Genomic DNA, 26,932 nt, shown 5'->3' on the forward strand with positions numbered 1-26,932 from the left:
GATTACGCGGCTGCGCCGCTAATCCGACCTACGTCGTAAAAGCAGCGTTCACTGCTTTCAGGATCTCATCGGAAAACGCTTCATCGTTGACGGCGCGCGCCAGCGCCACGGCGCCCACCATGGCCGACAGCATGACGATGGCGTCCTGCCGTGGGTTGCGCTTTTTCTGCCACGGAAAATGCGTCGCCAGCTTGCCGATGATGGATTTCAGGTGGAAGGTAAAGGCGGGGCGCACGGCCGGCTGCTTGCGCGCGTCGCCGGCCAGGGCCGCCAGCAGGCAGCCATTGCCCGGCGCATCACGGTGGGCCGCGCTTACATAGTCGCGCACATACTGGCGCATGGTTTCCGGGCTGATGGATGCCGCATCGAGCGCCGCGCGCGAGTGTTCCGAGCCGTGCAGGGTGCTTTCGGCCATCAGCGCTTCCTTCGAGGCGAAGTGGTTGTAGAAGGGGCCATGCGTCAGCCCCGTCGCCTGCATGATCTGTCCCACGCTGACGCCGTCAAAGCCTTGCTCACGGAATAGCCGTGCCGCTTCCCGCAGGATGCGCTGGTGTTTTTCTGCCGTCTCGGCCGCTGGGTATCGCATGGTGGTCTCCGCTCATTGCACTTTTCTGTTGACATCATACATGACGTACGTCATGCTTGCGACATTAAACATTATGACCATCATGTTTAATGTCGCATCGAAGCATGATAAGCATCATGCTTGCGGTCCCTGCATTTCAATTTGAAAATCCTAAAGGAATCATCATGAGTACAAGCACTATCCAAGGCACGGCCCTCGTCACTGGCGCATCGTCTGGCCTGGGCGCCGTGTATGCGGACCGCCTTGCCAGCCGTGGCTTTGATCTGATCCTGGTGGCGCGCCGCGTCGAGCGCCTGGGCGTGCTGGCCAAGTCGCTGGCGGAAAAGTATGGCGTGGCCGTGCGCGCCATGGCGGCCGACCTGTCTGCACCGGCCGACCTGCAGCGCGTGGCTGAAGAACTGGCCGGCAACCCGGCCATCACCATGCTGGTCAATAACGCGGGCGCGTCGACCCTGGCGCCCGTCGTCGATACGCCCAGGGCGGGCATCGCCAGCATGGACAAGGTGAATGTGACGGCGCTGGCCCAGCTGACCTACGCCGTGCTGCCGCAATTCAAGCAGCGCAACAGCGGCACCATCATCAATATCGGTTCCGTGCTGTCCTTCCACATCCTGCCGGTCAGCACGATCTACAGCGCCACCAAGGGCTATGTGATGAATTTCACGCGGGGCTTGCAGCAGGAACTGGCCGGTACGGACATCACGGTGCAACTGGTGCTGCCCGCATCGACGGCGACGGAAATCTGGGAATTGAGCGGCGTGCCGCTGGCGCAGCTGGACCAGGCCACCATCATGCGCGCGGAAGACTGCGTCGATGCGGCCCTGGCGGGCCTGGACCAGGGCGAGCTGGTGACCTTGCCTTCCGTCGAAGACCAGGAGCTGTGGGAGCGCTTCGACGCGGCCCGCCTTGCGCTGTTCGCGGGCGCGATGCACGGCAAGCCGGCATCGCGCTATGGTGTCAATGGCTGACAGACGGGCTGACAGCACCACGCGCCGAAGCTACAGCGGCCGCACGGGAATGCAGATCTCGCACGAGAATTCGCCGGTGGCCGGGTCCATGGCCGTGGCGGCGGAAAAGCGCTCGAAGCAGGGGCGCTCGTCCCACTGCAGGCCGCTGGCCGGCAGCCATTCGCGCGTCATGCGCGTCCACGTCTCGGCGATGGCGCTGGACGGCCCCTTGAACTGCGCTACCGCATAGCGCCCGCCGGGCAGGGTGGTGATGCTGGCCCGGCCGGCTGCCTGGAAGCCATCTGGCAAGGCGACGCAGGCGTCATAGCGGCATTTGTCCGGTGGCGTGATGCTGGGATCGTCATGGCCGATGCCGTAGCAGGTGGCGTCGCCCAGGCCGTGCGACTGCATCCACGGTGCGACGGTGTCGCGCCAGAAGGCGCTGATGGCTGGGCCGTAGGGGCCGATATGGCGCTGGCACGCCACGCTGGCGGGTGGCAGGTCGATGATGGTAACTTGCATGGGACGCTCTCTATGAAATGGATTGGAGTGCCCATGGTGCTGGAAGTTCGGCGCGTTTTCCTGATCCGCATTGCGCATGGCCTGATCCGGATTGCTATCTTGCCGGCGCTGGCGCATGGCCGTGAGCATGGCGGCGTTTTTCGCGGCAACGCCGGCGCGCCAGGCCGTCGGGGTACAGCCGAATTTCAGTTTGAAGGCGCGCGCAAACGCTTCGCCGGAACCGAAGCCCGTCGCCAGGGCAATGTCCAGTATCGCTTCGTCGGCGCGGCAGGCCAGCCGCAAGGCGGCCGTTTCCAGGCGCCGGCGGCGCGCATAGTCGCCCAGCGTTTCGCCCATCCAGGCGGCGAAAACGCGGTGAAAGTGGAAGCGCGAAAAATGCGCGACGTCGGCCAGCTGCGCCAGGTCCAGCGGCGTGTCGAGGTGGCGGTCGATATGATCGAGCACGGCATTCATGCGCCGCGCATATTCGGCGCGGAACTGGCCACGGAACTGGCAAGATACCGGCTGCTCAGGAGGAGTGGGAGGAGAAGACATGCCGCTGATTATGGCATGAAGTCCCCTGCGTGCGGTTTGCAACAGGGCCTCCGGCCGCGTTCAAGGCCGGTTCCAGCACTTCGCGCAAGTTGTCGATTTATGCCGGCAGGGATACCTGGCCCGCTGGTCGGCTGCACAGTTCCAATAGCCAGGCGAGCGCGGCATGCCGGCGGCGCCATGGCCCAGCCGCAATCCCAGCCGCGCTAGCAGTGCTCGCACTGCGTCGCAGAGGGCGCCTTGCAGAGCATCCGGTTCTGTTCTTCATAATTTCACAATAATTTCCTGAGGATTACTTAGATTTTATAGTTGTACAGCAGTGCCGCCAGGACGGCGCCCAGCAGCGGCCCGACGACCGGTACCCAGGCATAGCGCCAATCGCTGTCGCGCTTGCCCGGGATGGGCAGGATCGCGTGCATGATGCGCGGACCGAAGTCGCGCGCCGGGCTCATCGCGTAACCCGTGGTGCCGCCGAGCGACACGCCGATGCCCAGCACCAGCAGGGCGACCGGCAGGGCACTCATGGCGCCCAGTCCGAAGCTCGGCGCCGCCATGTTCAACACGGCAAACACGAGAACGAAGGTGGCGATCATTTCGGAAGCCAGGCTGCCGAAGGTGCCACGGATCGCCGGGCCGGTGCAAAACACCGCCAGTTTGGTGTCGCCATCGGGGGTGGCCTCGAAGTGCTTGTAGTAGATGACCCATACCAGAAACGCCCCCATCATGCCACCGAGCATCTGCATGGCGACATAGGCGGGGACATTTGCCCAGGGAAATTTCCCGACCACCGCCAGCGCCACGGTCACCACCGGATTGAGGTGGCCGCCGCTGGCGGTGGCGGTGCACAGCACGGCGACAAAGACCGCCATCGCCCAGCCGATGGCGATCACGACCAGGCCGCTGTTGTGGCCCTTGGTTTTTTGCAAGATGACGTTGGCGACCACGCCATTGCCGAGCAGGACGAGCAAGGTGGTGCCGATGAATTCGGCGAATAAAGGATGCATGTGAAACTTCCAGTGAGGTGGCAGGGATGGGCGCTTGGTCGATCAGACCGCATCGGCCCAGGCTTTGCTGGCGTTGACAGCACGCTGCCATCCCTGTATGTGGCTCTTCACTGTGTTCGCGTCGAGCGCCGGCGTGAAACGGCGGTCCAGTTTCCATTGGTCCTGTATGTCGCTGACATCCTTCCAGTAGCCGACCGCCAGGCCGGCCAGATACGCCGCGCCCAGAGCCGTCGTTTCGGTGATTTGCGGGCGCACCACGTCCACGCCGAGCAGGTCCGATTGGAATTGCATCAACAAATCGTTGGCCACCGCGCCGCCGTCGACGCGCAATTCGGTGATCTTGCCGCCCAAATCGGCTTCCATGGCCTTCAATACGTCCAGCGACTGGTAGGCGATGCTGTCGAGTGCAGCGCGCGCGATGTGGGCCGAGGTGGTGCCGCGCGTCACGCCGAACAGCGTGCCGCGGGCGCGCGGATTCCAATGCGGTGCGCCGAGTCCGGCGAAGGCCGGCACCAGATAGACGCCGTCGCCATGCGGCACCGAGCGTGCCAGCGCCTCGATTTCAGCGGCGCTCTTGATGATGCCGAGCCCGTCGCGCAGCCATTGCACGACCGCGCCGCCGATGAAAATGCTGCCTTCGAGCGCGTAGTTGACTTGCTCGCCGATCTGCCACGCGATCGTGGTGACGAGATTGTTCTTCGACTCAATCGGTTTGTCGCCCGTGTTCATCACCAGGAAGCAACCTGTGCCGTATGTGTTCTTGACCATGCCTGGCTTGGTGCACATCTGGCCGAACAGCGCCGCGTGCTGGTCGCCGGCGATACCGGCCAGCGGCACGGAGGAGGCGAACAAGGTGGTTTTGGTGGTGCCGTAGACAGCCGAAGAAGGATGCACTTCCGGCAGCATGCTGCGCGGGATATCCATCATGGCCAGCAACTCGTCGTCCCATTTCAGCGTGTGGATATTGAACAGCATGGTGCGCGAGGCGTTGGTGACATCGGTGACGTGCAGTCCTTGCTGCGAGAGATTCCAGACCAGCCAGCTGTCGACAGTGCCGAAGGCGAGCTTGCCCTGGTTGGCGCGTTCGCGCGCCCCTGGAACATTGTCGAGTATCCAGCGGATCTTGGTTGCGGAAAAATACGAATCGATCGGCAAACCGGTTTTTTCCCGCACGATGGCTTCGAGGCCGCGGCCTTTCAGTTCATCGCAGAAATCGGCCGTGCGGCGGTCTTGCCAGACGATGGCGTTGTACACCGGGCGGCCCGTCTCGCGGTCCCAGACGATGGTCGTTTCGCGCTGGTTGGTGATGCCGATGGCGGCGATCGATGCGCCATTCAGTCCCGCGTGCGTGACGGCTTCGGCGGCGACGCCGGCCTGCGTCGACCAGATATCCTGCGGGTCATGTTCGACCCAACCCGGCTGCGGATATATTTGCGGGAATTCCTTTTGTGCCACCGAGACGATGTTGCCGGCCCGATCAAACAATACTGCGCGTGAGCTTGTCGTTCCCTGATCGAGCGCAAGAATGTATTGGTCCTGCATCGCCATTTTTTGCATGTCTTCTTCTCCGTCTATAGTTGATTTTTTTTGCCGGTCTTTGCCGCGCCGGTCACTCGGTAAAACTGTCATCCCGTGTCCAAGGAGATGGCCCAGGCAAGGCAATGCCGCCTGGCTCTCAGGCTTGTTTTTTCAAGTGCTCATCTCAGGTATCGACATCTGTTTGATCCATTCCTCCAGACGCGCCACATGCCGCGGCTGGCAGTACAAGCCGCATTTGGTTCTGCGCCAAAGGATGTCTTCGGCACAGCGCGCCCATTCCACCTCAAACAGATAGCGCGCTTCCTGTTCGTACACGCCGGGCGTCAGTTCCTCGCCCAGATCCGTCATATTCTTTGCCGTGCCGAGCATGCGCCTGGCGCGGGTGCCGTAACAGCGCGCATAACGTTGCGCCAGCTTGCCCGGTAGCCATGGGTACTGGGCGTGCAGTTGTTGTGCGAAGCGCTCGAAGTCGATGTTTTCAACCAGCGCACCCGCTTGCTGCAAGTCGCCGCCCGGCAAGGGTGCCGAGGCGGTCCAGTCCGGCGCATCGCCGCCCAGGCGCGGCTGCAGCATGGCCAGCGCTTCTTCCGACAGTTTCCGGTAAGTGGTGATCTTGCCGCCCCAGATATTGAGGAAGGGGGCGGTGTTCGGGTCGCATTCGAGCAGGTAGTCGCGCGTCACCGCCGAGGCGTTTTGCGCGCTGTCGTCGAGCAGTGGCCGCACTCCGGAATAGGTCCAGACCACGTCGCCCGGTGCAATCTGTTTGGTGAAGTAACGGTTGGCCACCTCGCACAGGTAGCTCACTTCGCCGTCGCTGATCGTCACCTTGCCGGGCGCGCCGGTGTATTCCAGGTCGGTGGTGCCAATCAGGGTGAACTCGTCCTGATAGGGAATGGCGAAGATGATGCGTTTGTCCTGGTTCTGGAAAATATAGGCGTAAGGATGGTCGAACAGGCGCGGCACGATGATGTGGCTGCCCTTGATCAGCCGCAGGCCGTGCGTATTGCTCACGCCCGAGGCGGCGTTGGCGAATTGCGCGGTCCAGGGGCCGGCGGCGTTGACGATGGCGCGCGCCTTCACCTCGATGCGGCCATGCTGCTCGCTCTCCAGCGTGGCGTGCCAGCCCTGGCCTTCCTGGCGCACCGCCGCGCAGCGGGTGCGGGTCAGGATGTTGGCGCCGCGTTCGCTGGCGTCCAGCGCATTGAGCACCACCAGGCGCGCATCGTCCACCCAGCCGTCGGAGTAGACGAAGCCCTTGCCGAAATCGCCCTTCAGCGGGCCGCCCGCCACGTGCTGGCGCAGTGACACGCCTTGCGAGGCCGGCAGGAAAGCGCGTCGCGCCAGATGGTCATACAGGAACAGTCCGGCACGGATCATCCAGGCCGGCCGTTGTCCGGCGTCGTGCGGCATGACGAAGCGCAGCGGCCACATGATGTGCGGTGCCGTGCGCAACAGCAATTCGCGTTCCTGCAAGGCCTTGCGCACCAGCTTGAATTCGTAATATTCAAGATAACGCAGGCCGCCGTGTATCAGTTTGGTGCTGGCCGAGGACGTGTGCTGGGCCAGATCGTGCTGCTCGCACAGGATGACGCGCAAACCGCGGCCGGCCGCATCGCGCGCGATACCGACGCCGTTGATGCCGCCGCCGACGATTAAAAGATCACAGTCCTGTTGCGCTAGCTGCTTGATTGTCGATTGCATCATGATCCTGAAGGTGTTGATAGGCCGCTATGGGCTATAAAAAGTGCATGCTTTCAGGTGTTTCTCATCGCGCCACGCAGTCGCTGCCATGCGCCTGCCTGCCACTGCCGTGGGCACATCCGGGCTTCATGCGAACAGGAAGAGAACTGCGCTGAAGTGAAAAATAACGCGCTTTTTTTTGTTTATTCTACGCACGTTCGAAAATTTAACAACATTTAATTCTTCTTTTTTGTTCGTTTATATTCGTTTTCGCAACGCGAGCATATCAAGCATGAGCGGCGGCGCATAGGCCAACTGTCCGCCACATGCCTGCAGCACGGCCGTTCGCCGATCATCAAACCGGGCAGGAACAGCGCAGCAGTCGCCATGGCATAGGCGTGATACCAGGGGATGCGGGGAGGGTGGTAAGGAGGTTGCGGGCTGGACCGGTGGGCGATCCAGTGCAAGCATGGGGACGATGACAGAAGCGTCGCAGGCGCTCTGCGTGAACGCCGGCTTGGCTTTGCGGCATGCAGCAACCTATCCCGGCGCGGTCTGCATGCCTATGCCGGGACAGGCTTTCAGCCTGATTTCAGCTTGAATTCACAACCGGATTCAGGCGGCGTTCAAGGCCTGCTCCAGGTCTTCGCGCAAGTCGTCGATATGCTCGATGCCGACCGACAGGCGCAGCATGTCTTCGGACACGCCGGCCTTGGCCAGTTCCGCCGGATTGAGCTGGCGGTGCGTGGTGGACGCAGGGTGGGTGGCCAGCGACTTGGCGTCGCCGATATTGACCAGACGCGTGAACAGCTGCAGGGCGTCGAGCACGCGGGCGCCGGCTGCGCGCGGATCTTCGCCATCGGCCAGTTTCAGGCCGAACGACAAAATGCCCGAGGCGCGGCCGTTCATGTATTTCTGCACCAGCGCGTGGTCCGGGTGGTCTTCCAGGCCCGCGTAATTGACCCACGCGACTTTCGGATGGTTTTTCAGGTGTTTGGCCAGGGCCAGCGTGTTGTCGCAGATGCGGTCCATGCGCAAGGCCAGTGTCTCGATGCCCTGGATCAGCTGGAAGGCGGAGAGTGGCGAAATCGCCGCGCCCATGTTGCGCAGCGGGACCACGCGCGCGCGCCCGATGAAGGCGGCCGGGCCGAACGCTTCCGTGTAAACGACGCCGTGATACGACACGTCCGGCTCGTTCAGGCGCTTGAAGCGCTCCTTGTGTTCGGCCCATGGAAATTTGCCGCTGTCGACGATGGCGCCGCCCACGGTGGTGCCGTGGCCGCCAAGGTATTTGGTCAGCGAATGGACGACGATGTCGGCGCCGTGCTCGATGGGGCGGAACAGATAGGGGCTCGGCACCGTGTTATCGACGATCAGCGGGATGCCGTGCGCATGCGCGATTTCGGCCAGTTTGGCTACATCGGTGACATTGCCCAGCGGGTTGCCGATCGATTCGCAGAAGATGGCCTTGGTGCGCGCATCGATCAGCGCGGCGAAGGTCTCGGGCTGGCGCGCGTCGGCGAAGCGTACTTCGATGCCGATCTGCGGCAGGGTGTGGGCAAACAGGTTGTAGGTGCCGCCATACAGCTGGCTGGCGGAGATGAAATTGTCGCCCGCTTCGGCGATGGTCTGGATCGCGTAGGTGATGGCCGCCATGCCTGACGCCACGGCCAGCGCCGCCACGCCGCCTTCCAGCGCCGCGACTCTTTTTTCCAGCACGTCCTGCGTGGGGTTCATGATGCGCGTGTAGATGTTGCCGGCGACTTTCAGGTCGAACAGGTCGGCGCCATGCTGGGCATTGTCGAAGGCGTAGGCCACCGTCTGGTAGATGGGGACGGCGGCGGCCTTGGTGGTCGGGTCGGGTGTGTAGCCGGCGTGCACGGCCAGGGTTTCGATTCTCATGTGGTCTCCGGTGTCGATGGTATGCGGTGGTCAAATCCGCAGCCATTGTGCCATGCGTCCGTTAGCCCGTTGCTACGCTTGATAGAATATTAAGTCATAAGCTAGTGCTGTCTTGATCTAAGTCATGCAGCTCTGCCAGCGCGATAAACCGTTCATGCGTGCCATGCTGGGCGCAGGCAAACGCGCCCGCGATGGCGCCGCGGCGCATGGCGGCGTCGATGCCCGCGCCATCCAGCCATGCCTGAAGGAAGGCGGCCACGAAGGAGTCGCCGGCGCCATTCGTGTCCACCACGGGCAAGTCCAGCTGCGCGCACGGATAGTGGCGTACGGACGCGCTGCCCCGTTCCAGCAGGTAGGCGCCGTGCGCGCCGGCCATGGCCACGACAAGCTGCGCGCGGCCTTGCGCGATAATCGCGCGCATGACCGATTCCGTGCGCTCTTTCAATGCCGCCGTACTGAGGAAGACCAGGTCGGCGCGCAGCGCAAAGACCTTGTGGTGCGGGTTGACGCCATCCCAGTCGTGCAAATCGGTCGATACCGTGGTGCCGCACGCTTGCGCGTCGTCAAACAGTTCGGCCACCCAGCCCATGATGGAAAAGTGCGCGTGGCGCGCGGGCCCCAGGTAGGGAAGATAAAAGGCGGCCGGCATGCGCAGGTCTTGCGGATGGCGGCCGTCGTACAGCGACAGCCGGCGTCCCTGCGGGTCGACCAGGTTGACGCTGCGCCGCGTGCCCGAAGGTTCGACGAGATGCGAAAAATCGAGCCTGGCATCTTTGTAGCGCTGCAGGATGGCCGCGCCTTGCGCATCGTCGCCGATGAAGTCGATGAATTTGCAGCGCAAGCCCAGCGCGTGGCAACCCAGCGCCACGCCATTGCCCGTGTGCGCCACATAGTCGCGGATGGGCGGCACGTGCAGCGAATCGGCGACGGGCAATTGCAGGTCCGGGACGCGCACGATGGTGTCGATGCCGGCGCCGCCGACCACTAAGATGTCATAGGTGCTCATGGTGCTGCCTTTTCTAACAGGACGCTGCCGGCCGCGTTCACGGCGACGGCGCCATTGCTGACGGTGTAGGTTTGATTCGTGTAGGCGTCGCGCAGCAGGGCGCCATCGGCGAACACGCCGTGTACCTTCAGGTCGAGCGCGCCTTGCGCTTCGGGCACGGCGATGACGGCGTCGTCCTGATCACCATTCATCACGCGGGCGAACGCATACGGCTTGTCGTTGATGAACCTGTGTTCGCCGCGCGCCAGGGCAGGGTGGCGCAGCCGGAACTGGCCCAGCTTGCGCGCGTGCGCCAGGGGGGCCGCATCGAGCGAGTCCCAGTTCATGTCGGAGCGGGTGGCCTGCTGTTCGTCGCCGGCGGGCGCCACACCCGGCTGGCGCGCGCTTTCATCGCCATAGAACAGCTGCACCCCGCCAGGCGCCAGCAGCAGGGCGGACAAGCCATGTTTCAATTGATCGCGCGGGAACAGGCTGGTGTCGTGCGAGGAGATATACGACAGGATGTCGTAGCGGGGACTCTTATTCAGCAAGCCCGCGTACTGGCGGTACACGCCGTCGATGCTTTTCCAGTCGCCGCCAGCGCGGCCTTGAAAATCGAAATTGATCATCGAGTCGAAACCGGCGTCATGCCAGCTGCTGCGTTCGGGGCCGTGGCCCCACGCTTCACCCGTCATCCAGAATGGCGCATCGTCGATTTTTTGCTGCGGATGGCGCGTTTTCCAATCCTTGAGGGCATCGGTGGCGGCCGCGCGCAGGGCCAGCCAGCTGTTTGGTTCCACGTGCTTGACGGTGTCGGCCCTGAAACCGTCGACGCCGAATTCGCGCACCCAGTCGGCCAGCCAGTGGACCAGGTAGCCGCGCACGGTGGTGCCGGGCAGGGCCACGGCGCGTGTGTCGGCCTTGCGCTGCAGAATAGGCGGCAAGCCCACGGCCTTGCCGCTCTCCGTGCGGAAGTCGGGCAGATACGCCAGCTGCATCGTGTAGTCGTCCTGGCCGCCGTCGGGATAGCCGGGCAAGCCGGCGCGCACCCAGTCCGGGCCCCACCACTGCGCGAATGCGAAGTTGTTGTAGTCGATGAAGCTGTGATAGTCGCGCAAGCCGGCTTTTTCGTGGCCGGGCCACAGCACGGGCACCTTGTATTCGGCCAGGGTGCGCAAGTCCGCGTAGCCGGGATGGTTCAGCACCACGTCGAACAGTACGCGGATGCCTTGCGCGTGCGCCGTGTTGATCATCTCGCGCAATTCTTCGCGCGTGCCCATGTTGGCATCCATGGTGGTGTAGTCGAGTGCCCAGTAGCCGTGGTAGGCGTAGTGCTGGAATTGCTGCTTGCCGCCCACCACCCAGCCGTGGATCTGCTCGTACGGCGCCGTGATCCACAGGGCGTTGACGCCGAGTTCCTTGAAATAGCCGGCTTGTAGTTTTTGCGTGATGCCGGCGATGTCGCCGCCATGGAAGCTGCCGACATCGCCGCCTTGCGGGTCGGCCGCGCGGCCATAACTATGGTCGTTGCCGGGATTGCCGTTGGCGTAGCGATCTGTCACGGCGAAGTAGACGATGGGATTGTCTGCAAAACCCCCTGCCTGCGCCGAAACGCACAGGAGCAGGGCGGCCAGCGTAGTCAGGGTGCGTCGCATGGTCAGCCCTTCACGCCGCCAGCCGTCAGGCCGGAGATCATCCATTTTTGCGCCAGCAGGAATACAGCTGTGATAGGCAGGCCGGACAAAATGGCTGCCGCGGCGAAGTCGCCCCACAGGTATTTTTGCTCGTACAGGAACAGTTTCGAACCGACGGCCAGGGTCAGGTTGCTCTGTTCATGCAGCAGCACGGAGGCGATCGGATATTCGATGATGGCGCCGATGAAGGACAGCAGGAAGACCACCATCAGGATGGGTACCGTCATCGGCAGCAGCACGTAAATGAAGGCTTGCCACTGCGTGGCGCCGTCGACTTTGGCCGCTTCCTCGATTTCGATGGGAATGGTTTGATAGTAGCCCTTGATGGTCCAGATATGCAGGGCGATGCCGCCCGTGTAAGCGAGCACCAGGCTGCCGTGGTGGTCGATGCCCAGCCATGGCACGTAGCTGCCCAGCACATCGAAGATGGCGTAGATGGCCACCAGGGCCAGCACGGCGGGGAACATCTGCAGCAGCATCAGCGCGGACAGGGTTTGCGACTTGAAGCGGAACTGCATGCGCGCGAACGCATACGCGCAGGTGGTCGACAGCAGCACGGTGACGGTGGCGCTCATGCTGGCCACCTTGATGGAGTTCCATAGCCACAGCAGCACGGGGAAGTCCGGCTCGACCAGGGTGCCGTTGGGCGCCTGGTAAGACATGCCCAGCGCCAATCGCCAGTGCTCGAAGCTGATCTCGGGCGGGATCAAACTGCCCGAGGCGAAGTTGCCGGGACGCAGCGAGATCGACAAAATCATCAGGAAAGGGAACATCACCAGCGCGATCAGCGCGATCACGGCGACGTGGGCCGCCAGGATGCGCCAGCGGTTGGAACGGTCGACAACGATAGCCATATGCTCTCCTTATGCTTTGTTCATGCGCGTCAGGCGCATGTTGACCAGCGAAATCGCGGCCACGAGGAAGAAGATCAGGGTCGAGATGGCGGCGGCCAGGCCAAAGTTCTGGCCGGAATCCTCGAACGCGATGCGGTAGGTGTAGGACACGAGCAAGTCCGTCGTGCCGGCCGGTAAGGTCGTGTCGAGGAAATCGGGACGCCCGCCCGTCAGCAAGCTGATCAGCACAAAATTATTGAAATTGAAACCCAGGCTGGCCACCATCAGCGGCGTCAGTGGCTTGATGATCAGGGGTAAGGTGATCTTGAAGAAATTCGTCAGCGGTCCCGCACCGGCCAGGGCCGACGCTTCGTACAGGTCCGACGGAATCGCCTTGATCAAGCCCATGCACACCACCATCATGTAGGGGTAACCGAGCCAGGTATTGACGATCAAAATCATGGCCTTGGCCAGGGTGGTATCCGAGAACCAGGCGGGCTTGATGCCGAACAGGGCGTCGAGCACCAGGTTGATTTCGCCAAAGTTGTTGTTGAACAAGCCCTTGAAGACCAGAATGGAAATGAAGCCCGGTACGGCGTAGGGCAGGAACAGCAGGGTGCGGTACAGGCCGCGGAAGCGCAGCGCATCCCAGTTCAAGAGCACGGCCAGCACCATGCCCAGGCCCGTCGTGGTGGCCACGCTGATCAGCGCGAAAACGATGGTCCAGACGAAAATGCGCAGGAAGGGGCCACGGAACGCTTCATCGGAGAAAATCTTCACGAAGTTGGCGAAGCCGACATTGACCTTGAAGCCCGGTTCCAGTTTCGTGCCATCGGGCATTTCATAAAAGCCCGTCTTGAAGTTCGGTTTGACCAGTTCGCCCGTGGCGATCTTCTTCAGGGTTTTGTCGGGCAGCTGCTTGTAGACATGCGCGACGGGGCCGAATTCGCGCAAGCCCACCATGCGCAGCTCGATTTTGTTCGGCATGACCAAGGTGAGCTGTTTCAAATCCTTTTGCAGCGCGATGATGTCCTTGATGGGCAGCGGCGGGGCCAGCACGGGCGCCTGCACGGGGTCAGGCGGCGCCACTTCCACGGTCAAAGGCACGGCGCGCTTCAGGGCCAGCGGCGGCGTCAGCAGCACTTCGCCCGTGTCCGGGCTTTCCAGGCGCAAGCGGTATTCCTTGTTGTCCGGGTGCACTGTCAGCGCGTAGCCCGTGCTTTCCACGCGCTGCGTCTCGTCCAGCAAATATTGCGTGGCCCGCTCATAGGTGAGCAGGTTGCGCGAACTGAAATTGGTAAAGCCGATCGACACCGTGTACACCATCGGCAGCAGCACGAAGACGATGACCGCCGTGATGCCGGGAAACAGATAACGGTAGGCATAGGCGCGCGGCGACGTGAAGACAAACGTCGTCAGGGTCAGCAAGCCGAGGAAAACGGCGGCCAGCATGGTCTGGCCGGAAATGTACAACATGAAGAGCAGATACAGACCCAGCGCCATGCTGATGGTCAATACCGTAGGGCCGATAAACTTGCGCACGATGGATACCTGTGAAAATGAAGCGCTGTAAGGATGGTGCGGGAACGATGTTGGCGTGTTGATGGCAGAACCCGTTGAACGGCCGGGGTCGGACCCTGACGGGGCAACACATCCCAATGGGATGCGTTGCGATTCCGAAGGAACCGACCCCAGGTGTTGCTTGGGGTTCAGTGCTTATTGATCAATTCGCCGTCGTAATCCGCTTCGCCGCCGCGTCCAGGCCATCCTTGGTGCTCTGGCGGCCTTGCGTGATGTTTTCCAGCGCCGATTGCATCGACGACCAGAAGCGGCCCATTTCCGGGTTGTTCGGCATCGGGCGGCCCGCTTGCGCGCTTTCCATCGTCGCCTGGATGTTCGGGTTGGCTTTCAATTCCGCGAACAGCACCTTGTTAGCTGGCGTGCCCAGCGGGACGTCGGCGTTGATGGTTTTCAGGCCATTGAGCTGCAGCATCTGGTTTTCCAGGAATTCCGTCGCCAGGTCCTTGTTCGGGCTGGCTTTCGAAATCATCGCGCCCAGCACGCCCACGAATGGGGTGGCCGTCTTGCCTGCCACGGTAGGAATCGTTGCCACACCGTAATTGATCTTCGATTTGCGCGCGTTGTCCCACGACCATGGGCCGTTGATCATCATGGCGATCTTGCCCTGGTTAAAGCCCGCTTCCATCTCGGCATAGCCGGCGCCCTTCGGCATGGCGCCGCTGTTGATCAGGGTCATCAGCGCATTCACGCCCGCCTGCGAGCCGGCATTGTTGACACCCGTCTTGGCCGCATCGTAGCGGCCGTCGGACTTGACTTCAAACGGGAAGCCGCCGCCCGCGCCCAGCAAAGGCCAGGTGAAATAGGTATTCGTGTAATCCCACAGGATGGCTTTCTTGCCTTGTGCGGAGAGTTTCTTGTCCAGCGCGGCGATTTCCTCGAACGTCTTGGGCGGATTCGGCACCAGGTCCTTGTTGTAGACGAGTGCGACGGCTTCGATGGAGATCGGGTAGCCCCAGGTCTTGCCGCCCACCGTGAAGGCGTTCCACGCCAGCGGCAGGATGGCGGCGCGCGCTTCCTTGCTTGGCGTTACTGGTTGCAGCAAGCCCGCGTCGATCCAGCCGCCGATGCGGTCATGCGGCCAGATCCAGATGTCCGGGCCCTTGCCGGCGGCCGCTGCCTGCTGGAATTTGTTTGGTGCATCTTCCGGGTGTTCGACGACGACCTTGATGCCCGTCTTCTTGGTGAATTCCTCGCCGACCTTGGCCAGGCCCTTGTAGCCTTTGTCGCCATTGATCCAGATCAGGAGGGTACCTGCTTCGGCCGCGTGCGCCATGCTGACGGCGGCCAGGTTGCCGATGCCGGCCAGGGCGGCGGCGATCAGGGTGGTTTTGATGAAGCTGCGTTTCGGGTGCGTGAAGGACATGTCAATCTCCAGTATCTTTTTTTATGCTAAGTTTATGTTGAGTATCAAGGCTGAAATGATGCAACCGGGCCAGGCGGCGCCTGTAGCGCCTGGCCCCTTAATTCGGGTGTCAGGTCCGGGTCTGGCCGTGCTCGTCGAACACGTGGACACGGGCGGGCGCCACCTGCAGCGCCACGGATTGGCCAATCGCCCAGTCCGTATCGGCATCGGCGCGCACCACCAGCGGCTCGTCGCCGCCCGGTACCTGCACATACAGATAGCTGATATCGCCCAGTTTTTCCACCGCCTGCACGCTGGCAGTGATGGCGGCAGTGGCGCCGGGCGCGCATGCCTGCACGTGTTCGGGGCGCGCGCCGATGGTGACGGGGGTGCCGCTGGCCAGCGGCTGCGTCAGGACTGCCTGCAGCATGCCGCCAGCGTTGGTGGCGATGGTGGCCACGCCGTCGGCATAGCTGTGGATCTTGCCTTTGAGGAAGTTCATGCGGGGCGAACCGAGGAAGCCGGCCACGAACAGGTTGGCAGGATGGTGGTACAGCTCCAGCGGTGCGCCTACCTGTTCGATGCGGCCCGCGTTGAGCACGACGATGCGGTCGGCCAGGGTCATCGCTTCGACCTGGTCATGCGTGACGTAAATCATGGTCGAGCGCAATTCGCGGTGCAGATTCGCCAGTTCGATGCGCATCTGCACGCGCAGCGAGGCGTCCAGGTTGGACAGCGGTTCGTCGAACAGGAAGACGTCGGGTTTGCGCACGATGGCGCGGCCGATGGCCACGCGCTGGCGCTGGCCGCCCGACAAGTCTTTTGGTTTGCGTTCGAGCAAAGGTTCGATGCGCAGGATTTGCGCGGCGCGCTGCACGGCGTCGGCGATTTGCACCTTGCTCATGCCAGCCAGTTTCAGGCCAAACGCCATGTTTTGCGCCACGCTCATGTGCGGGTACAGGGCATAGCTCTGGAATACCATGGCGATGCCGCGTTTGGCGGGCGGCACGTCGTTCATGCGCGTCTTGCCGATGAACAAGTCGCCGCCGCTGATTTCTTCCAGGCCGCAGATACTGCGCAGCAAGGTGGATTTGCCGCAACCCGACGGCCCCACGAAGACCATGAATTCGCCATCGGCGATCTCCAGGTCGATGCCGTGCAGGGTTTGCACGTCGCCATATGCCTTCTTCAGGCCTGTTAACTTCAGTCCAGCCATGTCTGTCGTCCTCGTTCTGTCAATTCGTCCCCGCTGATGCGCGGGGCTCGTTATTGTAATTGGCGGCACGGCCGCCAAAGCCTGCGATTTACGCCAGGGTGCCGAACCAGCCGCCATGCGGTGGCAGGCTGATCTGCTGGCCATCTTTGCTACCCGGCAAGCCGTGACCGGCCAGGTCGGCCGCTGCTGCAGCGGCCGGCAAGTCAAACGTGACCGTTTCGGTGCCCAGGTTGAAGGCGGCCAGCACGGACGGGTGTCCCGGCAAGTCGCGGCGCAGGGCCAGCACGGGTTCCGGCGCATCGAAGAAGACGATATCGCCGCGCAGCAATTGCGGCAGGGTGCGGCGCCATGCGAGGATGTTTTGCGCAAACGTCAAGGGCGAGGCGCTATCGCGCTCTTCGACGTCGACGGCGCGCGCCAGATGCTCGGGCGGCACGGGCAACCAGGGTTTTGCCGAACTGAAGCCGCCATGCGGCGCGTCAGCCACCCACGGCATCGGCGTGCGGCAACCGTCGCGGCCCTTGAACTGGGGCCAGAACGGGATGCCGTACGGGTCTTGCAGCGCCTCGAAAGGAATGTCCGCTTCCGTCAGGGCCAGCTCGTCGCCCTGGTACAGGCACGGCGTGCCTTTCAGCGCCGCTTGCACGGCCAGCACCACCTTGGCCAGCGATGGCGACGGGTTTTGGCCGCCCCAGCGCGTCATGACGCGCACGCTGTCGTGGTTGCCCACGGACCAGGAAGCCCAGCCGTCGGCCACTTGCGCTTCGAATTCTTCCACTTGCGTGCGGATGTGCGCGGCCGAAAACTCCGCCGTCAGCAAGTTGAAACTGTAAGCCATGTGCAGCTTGTCGGCACCCGTGTACGCAGCCATGGTGGCCAGCGCATTGTCGTCGCCCACTTCACCGATGGAAATGGCCTGGTATTCATCGAGCACGGCGCGCACGCGCTGCAAATACGCGATGTTTTCCGGCTGCGTCTTGTCGTACACGTGCGCCTGCATGCCGTACGGGTTGATGGCCGACACGCTGCTGGCGTCGCGCTGGGCGGCTGGCGGATTGTCGCGCAGCAACTGGTCGTGATACGGAAAGTTGCAGGAATCGAAGCGGAAGCCATCGACACCGCGTTCCAGCCAGAAACGCAGGTTGTCCAGCTGCGCTTGCTGCACGGCCGGGTTATGGAAATTCAGGTCGGGCTGGCTGGCGAGGAAATCGTGCAGGAAGTACTGGCCGCGGCGCGGCTCCCATTGCCAGGCGGAACCGCCGAACACGGACAGCCAGTTGTTGGGCGCCGTGCCATCGGGTTTCTGGTCGGCCCATACATACCAGTCGGCCTTGGCATTGTCGCGGCTGGAGCGGCTTTCCACGAACCACGGGTGGACGTCGGACGAGTGCGACAGCACCTGGTCGATCATCACTTTCAGGCCAAGTTCATGGGCGCGCGCCACCAGGCGGTCGAAATCGGCCAGGCTGCCGAACATGGGATCGACGTCGCAGAAATCGGCCACGTCGTAGCCGAAGTCTTTCATCGGCGACGTGAAGAAGGGCGAAATCCAGACGATGTCGGCGCCCAGAGCGGCGATGTAATCGAGCTTGGAGGTAATGCCGGGCAAGTCGCCGATGCCATCGCCATTGCTGTCGAGGAAGCTGCGTGGATAGACCTGATAGATGACGGCGCTGCGCCACCAGTCGGCGGGCAGGTGGGCGAGATTGTTCTGGATGGTCGGCATGAATGATTTCTTAAAAGTTGCCTGTAGCCTTGGCTATCAGGGCAGCGCTGCTGGTTGGTAGGCGAACGTCTTATTTTAAAATTCAAAGCGCTTTGGGTATGAAATGAGTATAGTTCAAAGCGCTTTGAAAAGTAAAGCGATACACGCGCCAGACATACGATTTTTTTATAAGGGTGATTCAGGACGGCAAAACAGAGCGGAAGAGGGAGTTCTACAAAACCCCAAGCGGAGGCTGGGGGCGGACCCGCCGGGGGAATGCGTCCCAGTGGGACGCATTCCGATCACGCAGTGACCGACCCCAGTAGTTTGCTCTAGGGGTAAATCAGGCGTGTATTGCGGGCCCGGCCGACTCGCCCGGCAACAGTTCGCACGGCCACAGTTCCTGCAAGTCGGCGACGGGCGTGCCATCCATCAGGGCCAGCAGCATGTGAATCATCTTCGCGCCGGCGCCGCGCGGGTCGGGCTGGACCACGGTGGTGACGTTGTGGCCGGCCAGGGAATCTTCCATTACGCCCCAGACGATCAGCGACATCTCGCTGCCGATGGCGATGCCCGCGTCGAGCAGGGCGCGCACGGCGCCCACGCCCGACATGTGATTGTCGACGATGACGGCGGTGGGACGGGGCGAGCGGGCCAGCAGGCGCTGCATGGCCTGGTAGCCGGCACGGCGGTCGTGCGCATTGTCGACCAGGTTGTCCGGGTCGACGGCCAGGCCGCCCGCCTGCATGGCGTGCTGGAAACTCTCGACGCGCTGGCGCACGAAGTTCAGGTCCGGCGTGGCGCTGATCAGGCCGATGCGCTGGTGGCCCAGCTGCGCCAGACGCTCGACGGCCAGGCGCATGCCCGCCTCGTTGTCGTAGTCGAACCAGGCGTGCGGCTGGTTCAGCTGCGTGCGGCCATGCGCGACAAACGGCATGCCTTGCTGCGCCAGGTAGGCGATGCGCTCGTCGTACGGTTTCGTGCGTCCGACGATCAGGCCGTCGATGCGGCGGCCCTTGACCATGCGTTGATAGGTGTGGAATTCATTCGTGGCCGAGGCGGGCGCGATCATCATGTCCATCTGCTGCGCTTCCAGCGCTTCCGACATGCCGCCGACGATGTCGATGAACATGGGGTCGGCCAGGTCGTTCGGCATCAGCGGGTAGATGATGCCGACGATATTCGTGCGTCCCACGGCCAGGCTGCGCGCCATGGGATTGGGACGGTAGCCGGCGGCCTGCGCGGCGGCCAGCACCCGCTCGCGCGTGCGTTCGCTCACTTCCGGATAGCCATTCAAGGCGCGGCTGACGGTGGTTTCGGATATTCCTAGCGTTTTGGCGAGATTTTTGAGGTTCATGGATGCTGCGTCTGGGGTGGATCGGGAGCGATGCAGGGTAGTTTATCTGATAAATGCCGGAATGATCAGGGGTATGACCAGCGGCGGCAGCGCCCAAAAAAATACGCGGGCAAACCCAGGGGCGCCCGCGCTAAAAGAGGATACTGCTGAATCACTACATTGAAGCTGCCGGCCATCGCGTGCAGCGGCGAAATGGTGGGTCCGGATATTCCTTGCCCCTGAAAAAGCGGGCGGTGTTGCTGCCTGTGGCAGGCGTCCAGGGACGCTTGCCAAAGTTCTAGAGTTCCGCGCTTACCACCAGGATTCCACTTGGAAACCGACCGAGCTGCCGTTTGTCTTGCCACCGAACACGCCCGTCGACGACAGCGCGGTTTCCGCTGCGGCGGCCGACTGGGCTGCCTTGTTCCATTTGGCATAGGTGTAGAAGGCGCGCAGCACGGGGCGCGACCAGAAGCTGTTGCCGGCCGACAGTTGCGGCGCGAAGGTCAGCTTGGTCAGGTTGCGGCTCTCGCCGCCTTCCGGTTTGACGATGTCGTGGCCCAGTTCCACAGCCAGGCTGTAGTTGTCCGTGAAATGGTAGACGGGACGCGCGCCGATCGAGGTCCACTTGCTGCTGACGCCCGCCGTTTCCTTGTCTTCGTAGACGAAGGTGCCCATGCCCGACCAGGCGCCTTTGGGCTGGATCATGATCTGTTCCGTCAGGCGCACGACCTTGTCATCCTTGCTGGCGCCCAGGCTGAAGCCACCCGTGTTGGCGGCGCTGCCTTTGCCATACTGCAATGCCACCTTGTTGAAGCCGCCCAGCAGGTTGCCCTGCGTATGCATGATGGTCAGCAAGTGGCCGCTGGCGATGGGGGCCGCGCCTTGCGCGTTGCGTTTCTGATTGAATTGCAGGCCCAGCGTCAGTTCACCGTCCGGGTTGACCTTGATGCCGGAAAAGCGCAGGTCGTGGGACAGGCCCATGCGCTTGCTGTCGCCGTCATCGGCCGTGCGCACGACGGCGTAGGCCAGCTTGGCGGCGCCCAGATCGATGTTTTCCAGGCCGGCGCCAGGGCCGCTGTTATTCCAGAAGTAGTAATCGGTGATGTGCACGTCCTGGCGGTCGTAGTAGCGCTTGCCGACCCAGGCGCGCGCTTCGGCGAAGGCGCCCGTGCCGATCTTGTCGGCTACCACGTTCATTTCGCGCCACGACGGGTCCGACTGTTCCCAGTCCTGATTCTGGTTGACGGAAAACGCCACCAGGGTGTTGATGCGGAAGGTGGTGCCGTTGGCTGCCTTGAAGGCTTCGCCGCCGAATTTCAGCTCGCCGTAGGTTTCGCACTCATTGCCCAGACGATACTTGGACGAGGCGCCGGCCAGCCCGAAACAGGCTTCCTTGCCGCCTTCGCTGCTGGTGCCGAAGCCCGAGCGGATGTAGCCGCCGAAGTCGATCGGCAGGGCAGCCTGGGCCGACGCGCTCAAGGCCATGAGCACTGCCGCTGGCAACGCCTTCAAGAAAAATTTGTTCATTGTGTCTCCAGTGTTTTTATAGGTGTGGGATCGGTGCACGTCACTTTGCACAACCAAAGCGCTTTAACTATGTTTCAAAGCGCTTTGAGTATAGTTCAAAGCGCTTTGATCAGTAAACTAGTTTTGTTCTTTGAATTCTTCTTAAACTTTTGAGGTGTTGCGGAGAAACATCAAAGGCGGGCGGCGGCGCGGGGGCGCCGCCGGGTACGGCAAGAGAAACTACGATGGCGAATTATTGCTGTGCCTTGCAGGCGGGCAGGGCGGCCGTGTCCGTTGCGGCAGGGGCAGGATGACGCAGGAATGCCAGGATCAGCAGGGCTGAGGTGGTGGTGATGCTGGCCAGCACATACAGCAAGTGGCGGAAGGCCGTGCCGTACGCTTGCGCCAGTTCGGCCGCGCCCGCCTGCGGCAGCAGGGTAGCCGCATGGCGCAGCCCGCCCAGCGCCAGGAAGGGGCCCGCATGCGCCGCCTGTTGCGCGCCGATGCCGGCAAGGCCGGCGCGGCCCAGCGCCGCCACGGCAAAGGTGCCCAGCAGAGCGCTGACGATGGCCAGCGCCAGGCCTTCGCCCGCCACGCGCGTCGTATTGAAGATGCCGGCCGCCATGCCGGCCCGTTCGACGGGCACGACGCTGATGGCCAGGCCATCCATCAAGCCCCAGGGCAGGCTGATGCCGCAGCCGATCAGCAGCAGCGGCCCGATCAGAGTCGCGGGCGCCTGGCCCGGCGCGCAGGTCGACAGCCACAGCAGGCCGCCCGCCGCCAGCAACAAGCCGCAGGCGCAAATGTGCGCGGCGGCAATGCGCTGCGCCGCCATGCCGGCCAGGATCGGCAGCACCAGCATGGGCGCCGACAGGGCGATCATCATGCGTCCCGCCTCCAGCGCGCTGTAGCCTTCGATGCCGATGAAGCGGGCCGGCAGCAGCACCAGCAGCACGACGAAGGAAAACGCGGGTGCGGCGGCCAGCAGTTGCACGCCGGCAAAGGCGGGCAGGCGGAACAGGGTCAAGTCCAGCATGGGCCGCGCGGCGCGCCGCTCCACGCGGATGAACGCGGCCAGCAGCAGGGCCGCGCCACCGAACAGCCCCACGCTGGCCGCGCTGTCCCAGCCACTGTCGGGCGCCTGCAGCAAGCCATACGTAAACAAGGAGAGGGCGCCGGTAAACGCCAGCGCGCCAGGCCAATCGACGCCCTGCGCCTGCGGGTCGCGCGATTCGCGCATGGCGCGTGCGGCGGCCAGCAGGGCGGCCAGGCCGGCCACGGCCGTGGCGATGAAGATGGCGCGCCAGCCCGTGTGCGTGATCAAGGTGCCGGCCAGGAAGGGGCCGAAAGCCAGGCCCACGCCGAAGGCCGTGCCGATCAGGCTGAAGGCGCGCGCGCGGGCCGGGCCGTCGAATTCCTGCGCCAGGGCCGCCAACCCGCTCGACAGGGCCATGGCGCAGCCCAGGCCCTGGAGGGCGCGCAGCACATCGAGCCACAGGATGCCGGGTGCGGCTGACAGTGCCAGCGCGGCGGCGGAAAATACGCTCATGCCCAGCAAGAACACGCGCTTGCGGCCGTAGCGGTCGGCCAGCGCGCCGGCCACCATCAGGCAGCCGCCAAAGCTGAGCATGAAGGCATTCGTGATCCACGCCAGCGCCAGCGGCGTGCCGTGCAAGTCGGCGGCGATGGCAGGGATGGCGATGGCCGGCCCCGTAAAACTGAGCGGCATGCACAGGGCGGCCAGGCAGACAGCGGCCAGCACCAGCATACGCCGTGCAGTCGCTTGGTCCGGGGCATGCGCGGGAAGATTCGTATCCATGGGAATGATTCCAGAAAGAGGGAATCTGATGATAATATGGACGCAATCCATGAAAAAGTGGCTGAAAATCCTTTCATAACGGACAAATATTCCCTAATGAGGTGAGATGGATAATCTGAACGGCATTGCCGCCTTTGTGCGCGCGGCGGAAACTTCCAGCTATGTGGCGGCCGGGCGCTTGCTCGGTGTGTCGGCCTCTGCCGTTGGCAAGAGCGTGGCGCGGCTGGAGGAAAAGCTGGGCGTGCGCCTGCTCAACCGCAGCACGCGGCGCATCAGCCTGAGCAACGAGGGTGCGCTGTTCTATGAGCGCTGCCAGCGCATCCTGGCCGACCTCGGCGATGCAGAGGCGGAACTGTCGCACCTGGCCGAGGCGCCGCGCGGCAAATTGCGCGTCAGCCTGCCCGTGATCGGCTACCGCATCATCCTGCCCTTGCTGGCGGACTTTACGCGCAAGTACCCGGAGATCGAGCTCGACCTCGATTTCAATGACCGCCTGGTCGACGTGGTGGCCGAAGGCATCGACGTGGCCGTGCGCAGCGGCACCTTGACGGATTCGCGGCTGATGGCGCGCGAACTGGGGCCGTTCGCGTTTGCCATCGTGGGTTCTCCCGCGTACTTCGCCCGCCATGGCGTGCCGGCCACGCCGCGCGCGCTGGAAGGGCACGCCTGCGTGCGCTATAAGTTTCCCACCACGGGCAAGTTGCAGGAATGGACGCTGCAGCGTGCCGAGGGCGACAGCGGCGGCGAACTGCGCTTGCCGACGGCCTTGACCTGCAACAATATCGAAGCCTTGATCGGCGCCGCCACGCAGGGCGTGGGCCTCGCGTATTTGCCCGACTTTATCGTGCGCGACGCCATCGCGCGCGGCGAACTGCAAGCCGTGCTGGCCGGCTATTTGCTGCACGCGAGCAAGTTCTGGGTGCTGTGGCCATCGAGCCGGCATTTGTCACCGAAAATCCGCGTCTTTGTTGACCATTTGTGTACCCACCTGCATTTTTCCACGCCCCCTCCCGCCCCCTGAACAGCCTGGCGGCCGCCATGGCGGCCGGTTGCGGAATATTCCTACCCCAAAGAGATTTTTCCTAACATTGCAGAATATTTATTTGCTGCGATGCACCACGCTACGCCGCGTGCCGTCAACTTATACCCTTTCTGAATACCCATCATGCGTTAATTAAATTGCCATAAGGAATTTAATTATGTTAATTTCATATCTGTTTCGGCAATATTGCAATAGTTTCCTGTTGCTGGAACATGGGCATGCATCAGCGTAGTAAGCGTGTAGTAACCAACAATTAGGGCGTGAGCCCGGTTCCATTCAGGGAGTGTGCATGAAGACAGCAAGCACGACGCCGCCACATCCGGCGCCAGCCGCGACACCTGCCCGCAAGACGGGCTTGCTGCTGGGTGGCGGTGCACCAAATTCCACCTTGATCGCCGGTGCGCTGGCTGCTTTCCTCGACGAGGGCATTGAATTCGACGTCATTTCCGCCTCCGGCGCCGGTGTGCTGATGGGCTTGCTTTACACGACGCCGCACGAAGCCACGCCGCGCCAGGCCTTGCAAAGCTGGGCCGACACGGGCGTGGCCGACAGCATCTACAAAATGATCCCGATCAACTACAAGGTGTTCCAGAAGCCGGGCATGCAGGCGAGCACTTTCCGCGACGCCTTCCAGCCGCCGGCCAACAATCCTTTTTTTCAGGCGTTCCAGCAAACGTTTGCGGGCGTGCCCACAGCCTGGTCGGACTGGGGGAAATTGATGGTGTCATCGCTGTCGCCATCGGACCTGTCGGCGAAAAGCCTGGGCCTGTGCGCGCACTTGCCCTTTCTGGAAAAAGCCGTGGATTTCTCGGGCGTGGCGCGCATGCGCCCCGATTTCTACATCAATGCCTACAACCTCAGCGAGCACCGCATGCAAATCTGGGGCAAGCACGAGATCGCACCTATCCACGTGCGCGCGGCCCTGTCGTTTCCTTTCCTGTATGCGCCCACCACCATCGATGGCGACGACTACATCGAAGGCGCGGCGCTCGACACGCTCAATTTCGAGCCGTTTATCGAAGGCAAGGGCGAACACGCTGACGCCGATACCCTGGTCATCCTCGACATCCTCGGCGACGAGCGCCTGCTGCGCAAGCCGCGCAACCTGTACGACGCCTGGGTGCGCTCCATCATCACGCCACTGGTGAAAATTTCCAAAAGCGAACTGCGCCTGTTCGAGCTTGAGCACAACACGGATGCGCGCACGGGCCAGCCCAAGCGGCGTCTGTTGAAACTCGATCTGATGGGCGGCATCCCGGAGCAGCACTGGCCCGACACCCTGGACTGGTCCAGTTCGAACATGCAGCTGCTGTTCGACGTGGGCCACAAGGCGGGCCTGGCGTTTTGCCGCCAGCATGGCGACTTGCTGCGCCGCACGCCTGACGTTTCCACGCTGGCGGCCTAGTACTACCGGCAACCGGTCCCGGCCACCTGATCGGCAGCTACTCATCCCGCCTGGCCCTGCCAGGCTGCTTTTTTGACTGTGAAACACCATGAACATCACCAAGCAATTAATTCTGACCCTCACCATCGCCTTGCTGGCCCTGCTATTGCTGGGCGCCGGCGGCGCCATCCAGCTGCAGCGCGCCCAGGAACGTTTTGACACCGTGCAAAACCGCATCATCCCCAGTATCCAGGGCTTGAATGCGGCCAAGGGTTTCCTGGCCGATTCGCGTCTGGCCGGCTACCGCCTGTCCGTGTTCTCTAACCTGGCCGACAAGACGGCGCTGGACAAGGCCGTGGCCAGCGCCAACACGAATTTCGACAAGGTCATCGCCACCTACCGCGCCGAGCGCCTGTACGACGCGACGGACAGCAAGATGCTCGACGCCGACCAGGCCGCCATGGAAGCGTACCGCCGTGCGCTGGTGCCATTCTTTGCCGCCGCCTATGCGGGCGACATGGATGGCGTGCGCGCCACCTTGCTGGCCGGCACGCCGCTGGCCATCACGGCCGCCGCCGCGAAAAAGAGCATGGATGACCATATCGCCTACAACAACAAGCTGGTCGATGACGTGAAGGCCGAAAGCCTGGCCGCCTACGACACGGCATTCAATACCATGCTGGCCGTGCTGGGTGTGGCCGTGCTGCTGACGGGCGCGCTGGCCTGGCATATCTACCGCACCATCAGCGGCGGTCTGGGCAATATCGAACATACGCTGGAGAGGGTCAGCGCCTCGCTGGACCTGTCCGCCGCCATGCCCGTCGAGCGCATGGATGAAGTGGGCCGCACGGCCACCGCCTTCAATAAATTCCTCGAACGCATCGTCGACGTGATCGCCACCGTGCGCACCTCGGCCGATACGGTCAGCGTGGCGGCCGCGCAGATTTCCGCCGGCAATGCGGACTTGTCCGTGCGCACGGAGCAGCAGGCGTCGTCGCTGGAAGAAACCGCCTCCAGCCTGGAAGAGCTGACCTCGGCCGTGCGCCAGAATACGGACAATGCGCGCCAGGCAAATACCCTGGCCGTGTCCGCCTCGGACGTGGCCCGCAAGGGCGGCGCCGTGGTGGCGCAAGTGGTGGGCACGATGGGTTCCATCAATGAGTCGGCGAAGAAGATCGCCGACATTATCGGCGTGATCGACGGCATTGCCTTCCAAACCAATATTCTGGCGCTGAATGCGGCAGTGGAAGCGGCGCGCGCGGGCGAGCAGGGCCGTGGCTTCGCCGTGGTCGCCACCGAGGTGCGCAACCTGGCGCAGCGCTCGGCGGCGGCCGCCAAGGAAATCAAGGGCTTGATCGAGGATTCCGTGGATAAAGTCAACACGGGCAGCGCGCTGGTCGACCAGGCCGGCGCGACCATGGAAGAAATCGTCGCCAGCATTCGCCGCGTGACGGACATCATGGGCGACATCGCCAACGCCAGCCACGAGCAGAGTGCCGGCATCGAGCAGGTGAACCAGGCCATTTCGCAGATGGACCAGGTGACCCAGCAAAACGCGGCCCTGGTGGAAGAGGCGGCCGCCGCAGCGTCTTCGTTGCAAGAACGCGCCGTGGAACTGGTCGACGTGGTGGCCGTGTTTCGCCTGCGTGGCGATGCCCAGGCCAAATCGTTGAAAGTGGCGGGCGGCTTGCCGGCCCCGGCTACACCTGCCGCCAGCCGCCGCCTGGCGCTGCCCGGCCGCAGCGCCCGCGCTTGAACCTTGTGACTGCCCCGGT

20 protein-coding genes are annotated in these 26,932 nt (G+C 63.1%); 4 read left to right on the forward strand and 16 right to left on the reverse strand.

Annotation, left to right across the window (positions count from 1 at the left end; all coding sequences use genetic code 11):
• Positions 1-28: 28 nt before the first annotated feature.
• Positions 29-586 (reverse strand): TetR/AcrR family transcriptional regulator, encoded by a 558-nt coding sequence (locus CNX70_RS11785; protein ID WP_096234828.1) that lies wholly within the window; start codon positions 584-586, stop codon positions 29-31.
• 164 nt (positions 587-750) lie between these two features.
• Between CNX70_RS11785 and CNX70_RS11790 the strand changes: the two genes are divergently transcribed.
• The gene (locus tag CNX70_RS11790) at positions 751-1,554 is read left to right on the forward strand and encodes an SDR family NAD(P)-dependent oxidoreductase (protein ID WP_096234829.1); all 804 of its coding nucleotides are present in this window, start codon (positions 751-753) and stop codon (positions 1,552-1,554) included.
• 30 nt (positions 1,555-1,584) lie between these two features.
• Here the strand turns inward: CNX70_RS11790 and CNX70_RS11795 are convergent, their stop codons facing one another.
• The 15 genes from CNX70_RS11795 to CNX70_RS11865 all read right to left on the reverse strand — a co-directional run bounded on the left by CNX70_RS11795 (position 1,585) and on the right by CNX70_RS11865 (position 22,731).
• Complete coding sequence (locus tag CNX70_RS11795; RefSeq protein WP_208624525.1) at positions 1,585-2,589, reverse strand: AraC family transcriptional regulator; 1,005 nt, start codon at positions 2,587-2,589, stop codon at positions 1,585-1,587.
• Positions 2,590-2,882: 293 nt separating this feature from the next.
• On the reverse strand, positions 2,883-3,590 hold the full coding sequence (locus CNX70_RS11800; RefSeq protein ID WP_096234831.1) for an MIP/aquaporin family protein: 708 nt from the start codon (positions 3,588-3,590) through the stop codon (positions 2,883-2,885).
• Between the two features lie 42 nt (positions 3,591-3,632).
• Complete coding sequence (gene glpK, locus CNX70_RS11805; protein ID WP_096238406.1) at positions 3,633-5,132, reverse strand: glycerol kinase GlpK; 1,500 nt, start codon at positions 5,130-5,132, stop codon at positions 3,633-3,635.
• A 147-nt stretch (positions 5,133-5,279) separates the two neighbouring features.
• On the reverse strand, positions 5,280-6,833 hold the full coding sequence (glpD, locus tag CNX70_RS11810) for a glycerol-3-phosphate dehydrogenase (RefSeq protein WP_244199120.1): 1,554 nt from the start codon (positions 6,831-6,833) through the stop codon (positions 5,280-5,282).
• A gap of 591 nt (positions 6,834-7,424) precedes the next feature.
• A complete protein-coding gene (locus CNX70_RS11815) occupies positions 7,425-8,711 on the reverse strand; it encodes an O-acetylhomoserine aminocarboxypropyltransferase/cysteine synthase family protein (RefSeq protein ID WP_096234833.1) in 1,287 nt (428 codons plus the stop codon).
• A gap of 94 nt (positions 8,712-8,805) precedes the next feature.
• Positions 8,806-9,717, reverse strand: a complete 912-nt coding sequence (locus tag CNX70_RS11820) for a carbohydrate kinase family protein (RefSeq protein ID WP_096234834.1) — start codon at positions 9,715-9,717, stop codon at positions 8,806-8,808.
• Positions 9,714-11,396 carry an alpha-amylase family glycosyl hydrolase gene (locus CNX70_RS11825; protein ID WP_244199121.1) on the reverse strand — a complete coding sequence of 561 codons (1,683 nt, stop codon included), beginning with the start codon at positions 11,394-11,396 and terminating at the stop codon, positions 9,714-9,716. Before CNX70_RS11825 ends, CNX70_RS11820 begins: the two co-directional genes overlap by 4 nt.
• Entirely contained in the window at positions 11,354-12,244 is an 891-nt protein-coding gene (malG, locus tag CNX70_RS11830) for a maltose ABC transporter permease MalG (RefSeq protein WP_096234836.1), read from the reverse strand. The genes CNX70_RS11825 and malG overlap by 43 nt, the downstream gene beginning before the upstream one ends.
• A 9-nt stretch (positions 12,245-12,253) precedes the next feature.
• The gene (gene malF, locus CNX70_RS11835; protein WP_096234837.1) at positions 12,254-13,765 is read right to left on the reverse strand and encodes a maltose ABC transporter permease MalF; all 1,512 of its coding nucleotides are present in this window, start codon (positions 13,763-13,765) and stop codon (positions 12,254-12,256) included.
• A gap of 181 nt (positions 13,766-13,946) precedes the next feature.
• Positions 13,947-15,167 carry a maltose/maltodextrin ABC transporter substrate-binding protein MalE gene (gene malE, locus CNX70_RS11840; RefSeq protein WP_208624526.1) on the reverse strand — a complete coding sequence of 407 codons (1,221 nt, stop codon included), beginning with the start codon at positions 15,165-15,167 and terminating at the stop codon, positions 13,947-13,949.
• A gap of 109 nt (positions 15,168-15,276) precedes the next feature.
• On the reverse strand, positions 15,277-16,362 hold the full coding sequence (locus tag CNX70_RS11845) for an ABC transporter ATP-binding protein (RefSeq protein WP_096234838.1): 1,086 nt from the start codon (positions 16,360-16,362) through the stop codon (positions 15,277-15,279).
• Between the two features lie 88 nt (positions 16,363-16,450).
• Positions 16,451-18,088 carry an alpha-amylase family glycosyl hydrolase gene (locus tag CNX70_RS11850; protein ID WP_096234839.1) on the reverse strand — a complete coding sequence of 546 codons (1,638 nt, stop codon included), beginning with the start codon at positions 18,086-18,088 and terminating at the stop codon, positions 16,451-16,453.
• Between the two features lie 322 nt (positions 18,089-18,410).
• On the reverse strand, positions 18,411-19,424 hold the full coding sequence (locus tag CNX70_RS11855) for a substrate-binding domain-containing protein (protein WP_096234840.1): 1,014 nt from the start codon (positions 19,422-19,424) through the stop codon (positions 18,411-18,413).
• A 291-nt stretch (positions 19,425-19,715) separates the two neighbouring features.
• Positions 19,716-20,933: a maltoporin gene (locus tag CNX70_RS11860; protein ID WP_096234841.1), complete on the reverse strand. Its 1,218-nt coding sequence runs from the start codon at positions 20,931-20,933 to the stop codon at positions 19,716-19,718.
• 232 nt (positions 20,934-21,165) lie between these two features.
• Positions 21,166-22,731, reverse strand: coding sequence for an MFS transporter (locus CNX70_RS11865; RefSeq protein ID WP_096234842.1), 1,566 nt, complete (start codon positions 22,729-22,731; stop codon positions 21,166-21,168).
• Between the two features lie 106 nt (positions 22,732-22,837).
• Here CNX70_RS11865 and CNX70_RS11870 point away from each other — a divergent pair, with 106 nt between their 5' ends.
• The 3 genes from CNX70_RS11870 (at position 22,838) to CNX70_RS11880 (ending at position 26,913) form a co-directional block, all read left to right on the forward strand.
• Positions 22,838-23,752 carry a LysR family transcriptional regulator gene (locus CNX70_RS11870; RefSeq protein ID WP_096234843.1) on the forward strand — a complete coding sequence of 305 codons (915 nt, stop codon included), beginning with the start codon at positions 22,838-22,840 and terminating at the stop codon, positions 23,750-23,752.
• 310 nt (positions 23,753-24,062) lie between these two features.
• The gene (locus tag CNX70_RS11875) at positions 24,063-25,178 is read left to right on the forward strand and encodes a patatin-like phospholipase family protein (protein ID WP_096234844.1); all 1,116 of its coding nucleotides are present in this window, start codon (positions 24,063-24,065) and stop codon (positions 25,176-25,178) included.
• Between the two features lie 88 nt (positions 25,179-25,266).
• Positions 25,267-26,913: a methyl-accepting chemotaxis protein gene (locus tag CNX70_RS11880; protein WP_096234845.1), complete on the forward strand. Its 1,647-nt coding sequence runs from the start codon at positions 25,267-25,269 to the stop codon at positions 26,911-26,913.
• The last annotated feature ends 19 nt before the right edge of the window (positions 26,914-26,932 follow it).

It is taken from the genome of Janthinobacterium svalbardense (assembly GCF_002327145.1).
GTDB classification, from domain to species: Bacteria; Pseudomonadota; Gammaproteobacteria; order Burkholderiales; family Burkholderiaceae_D; genus Janthinobacterium; species Janthinobacterium tructae.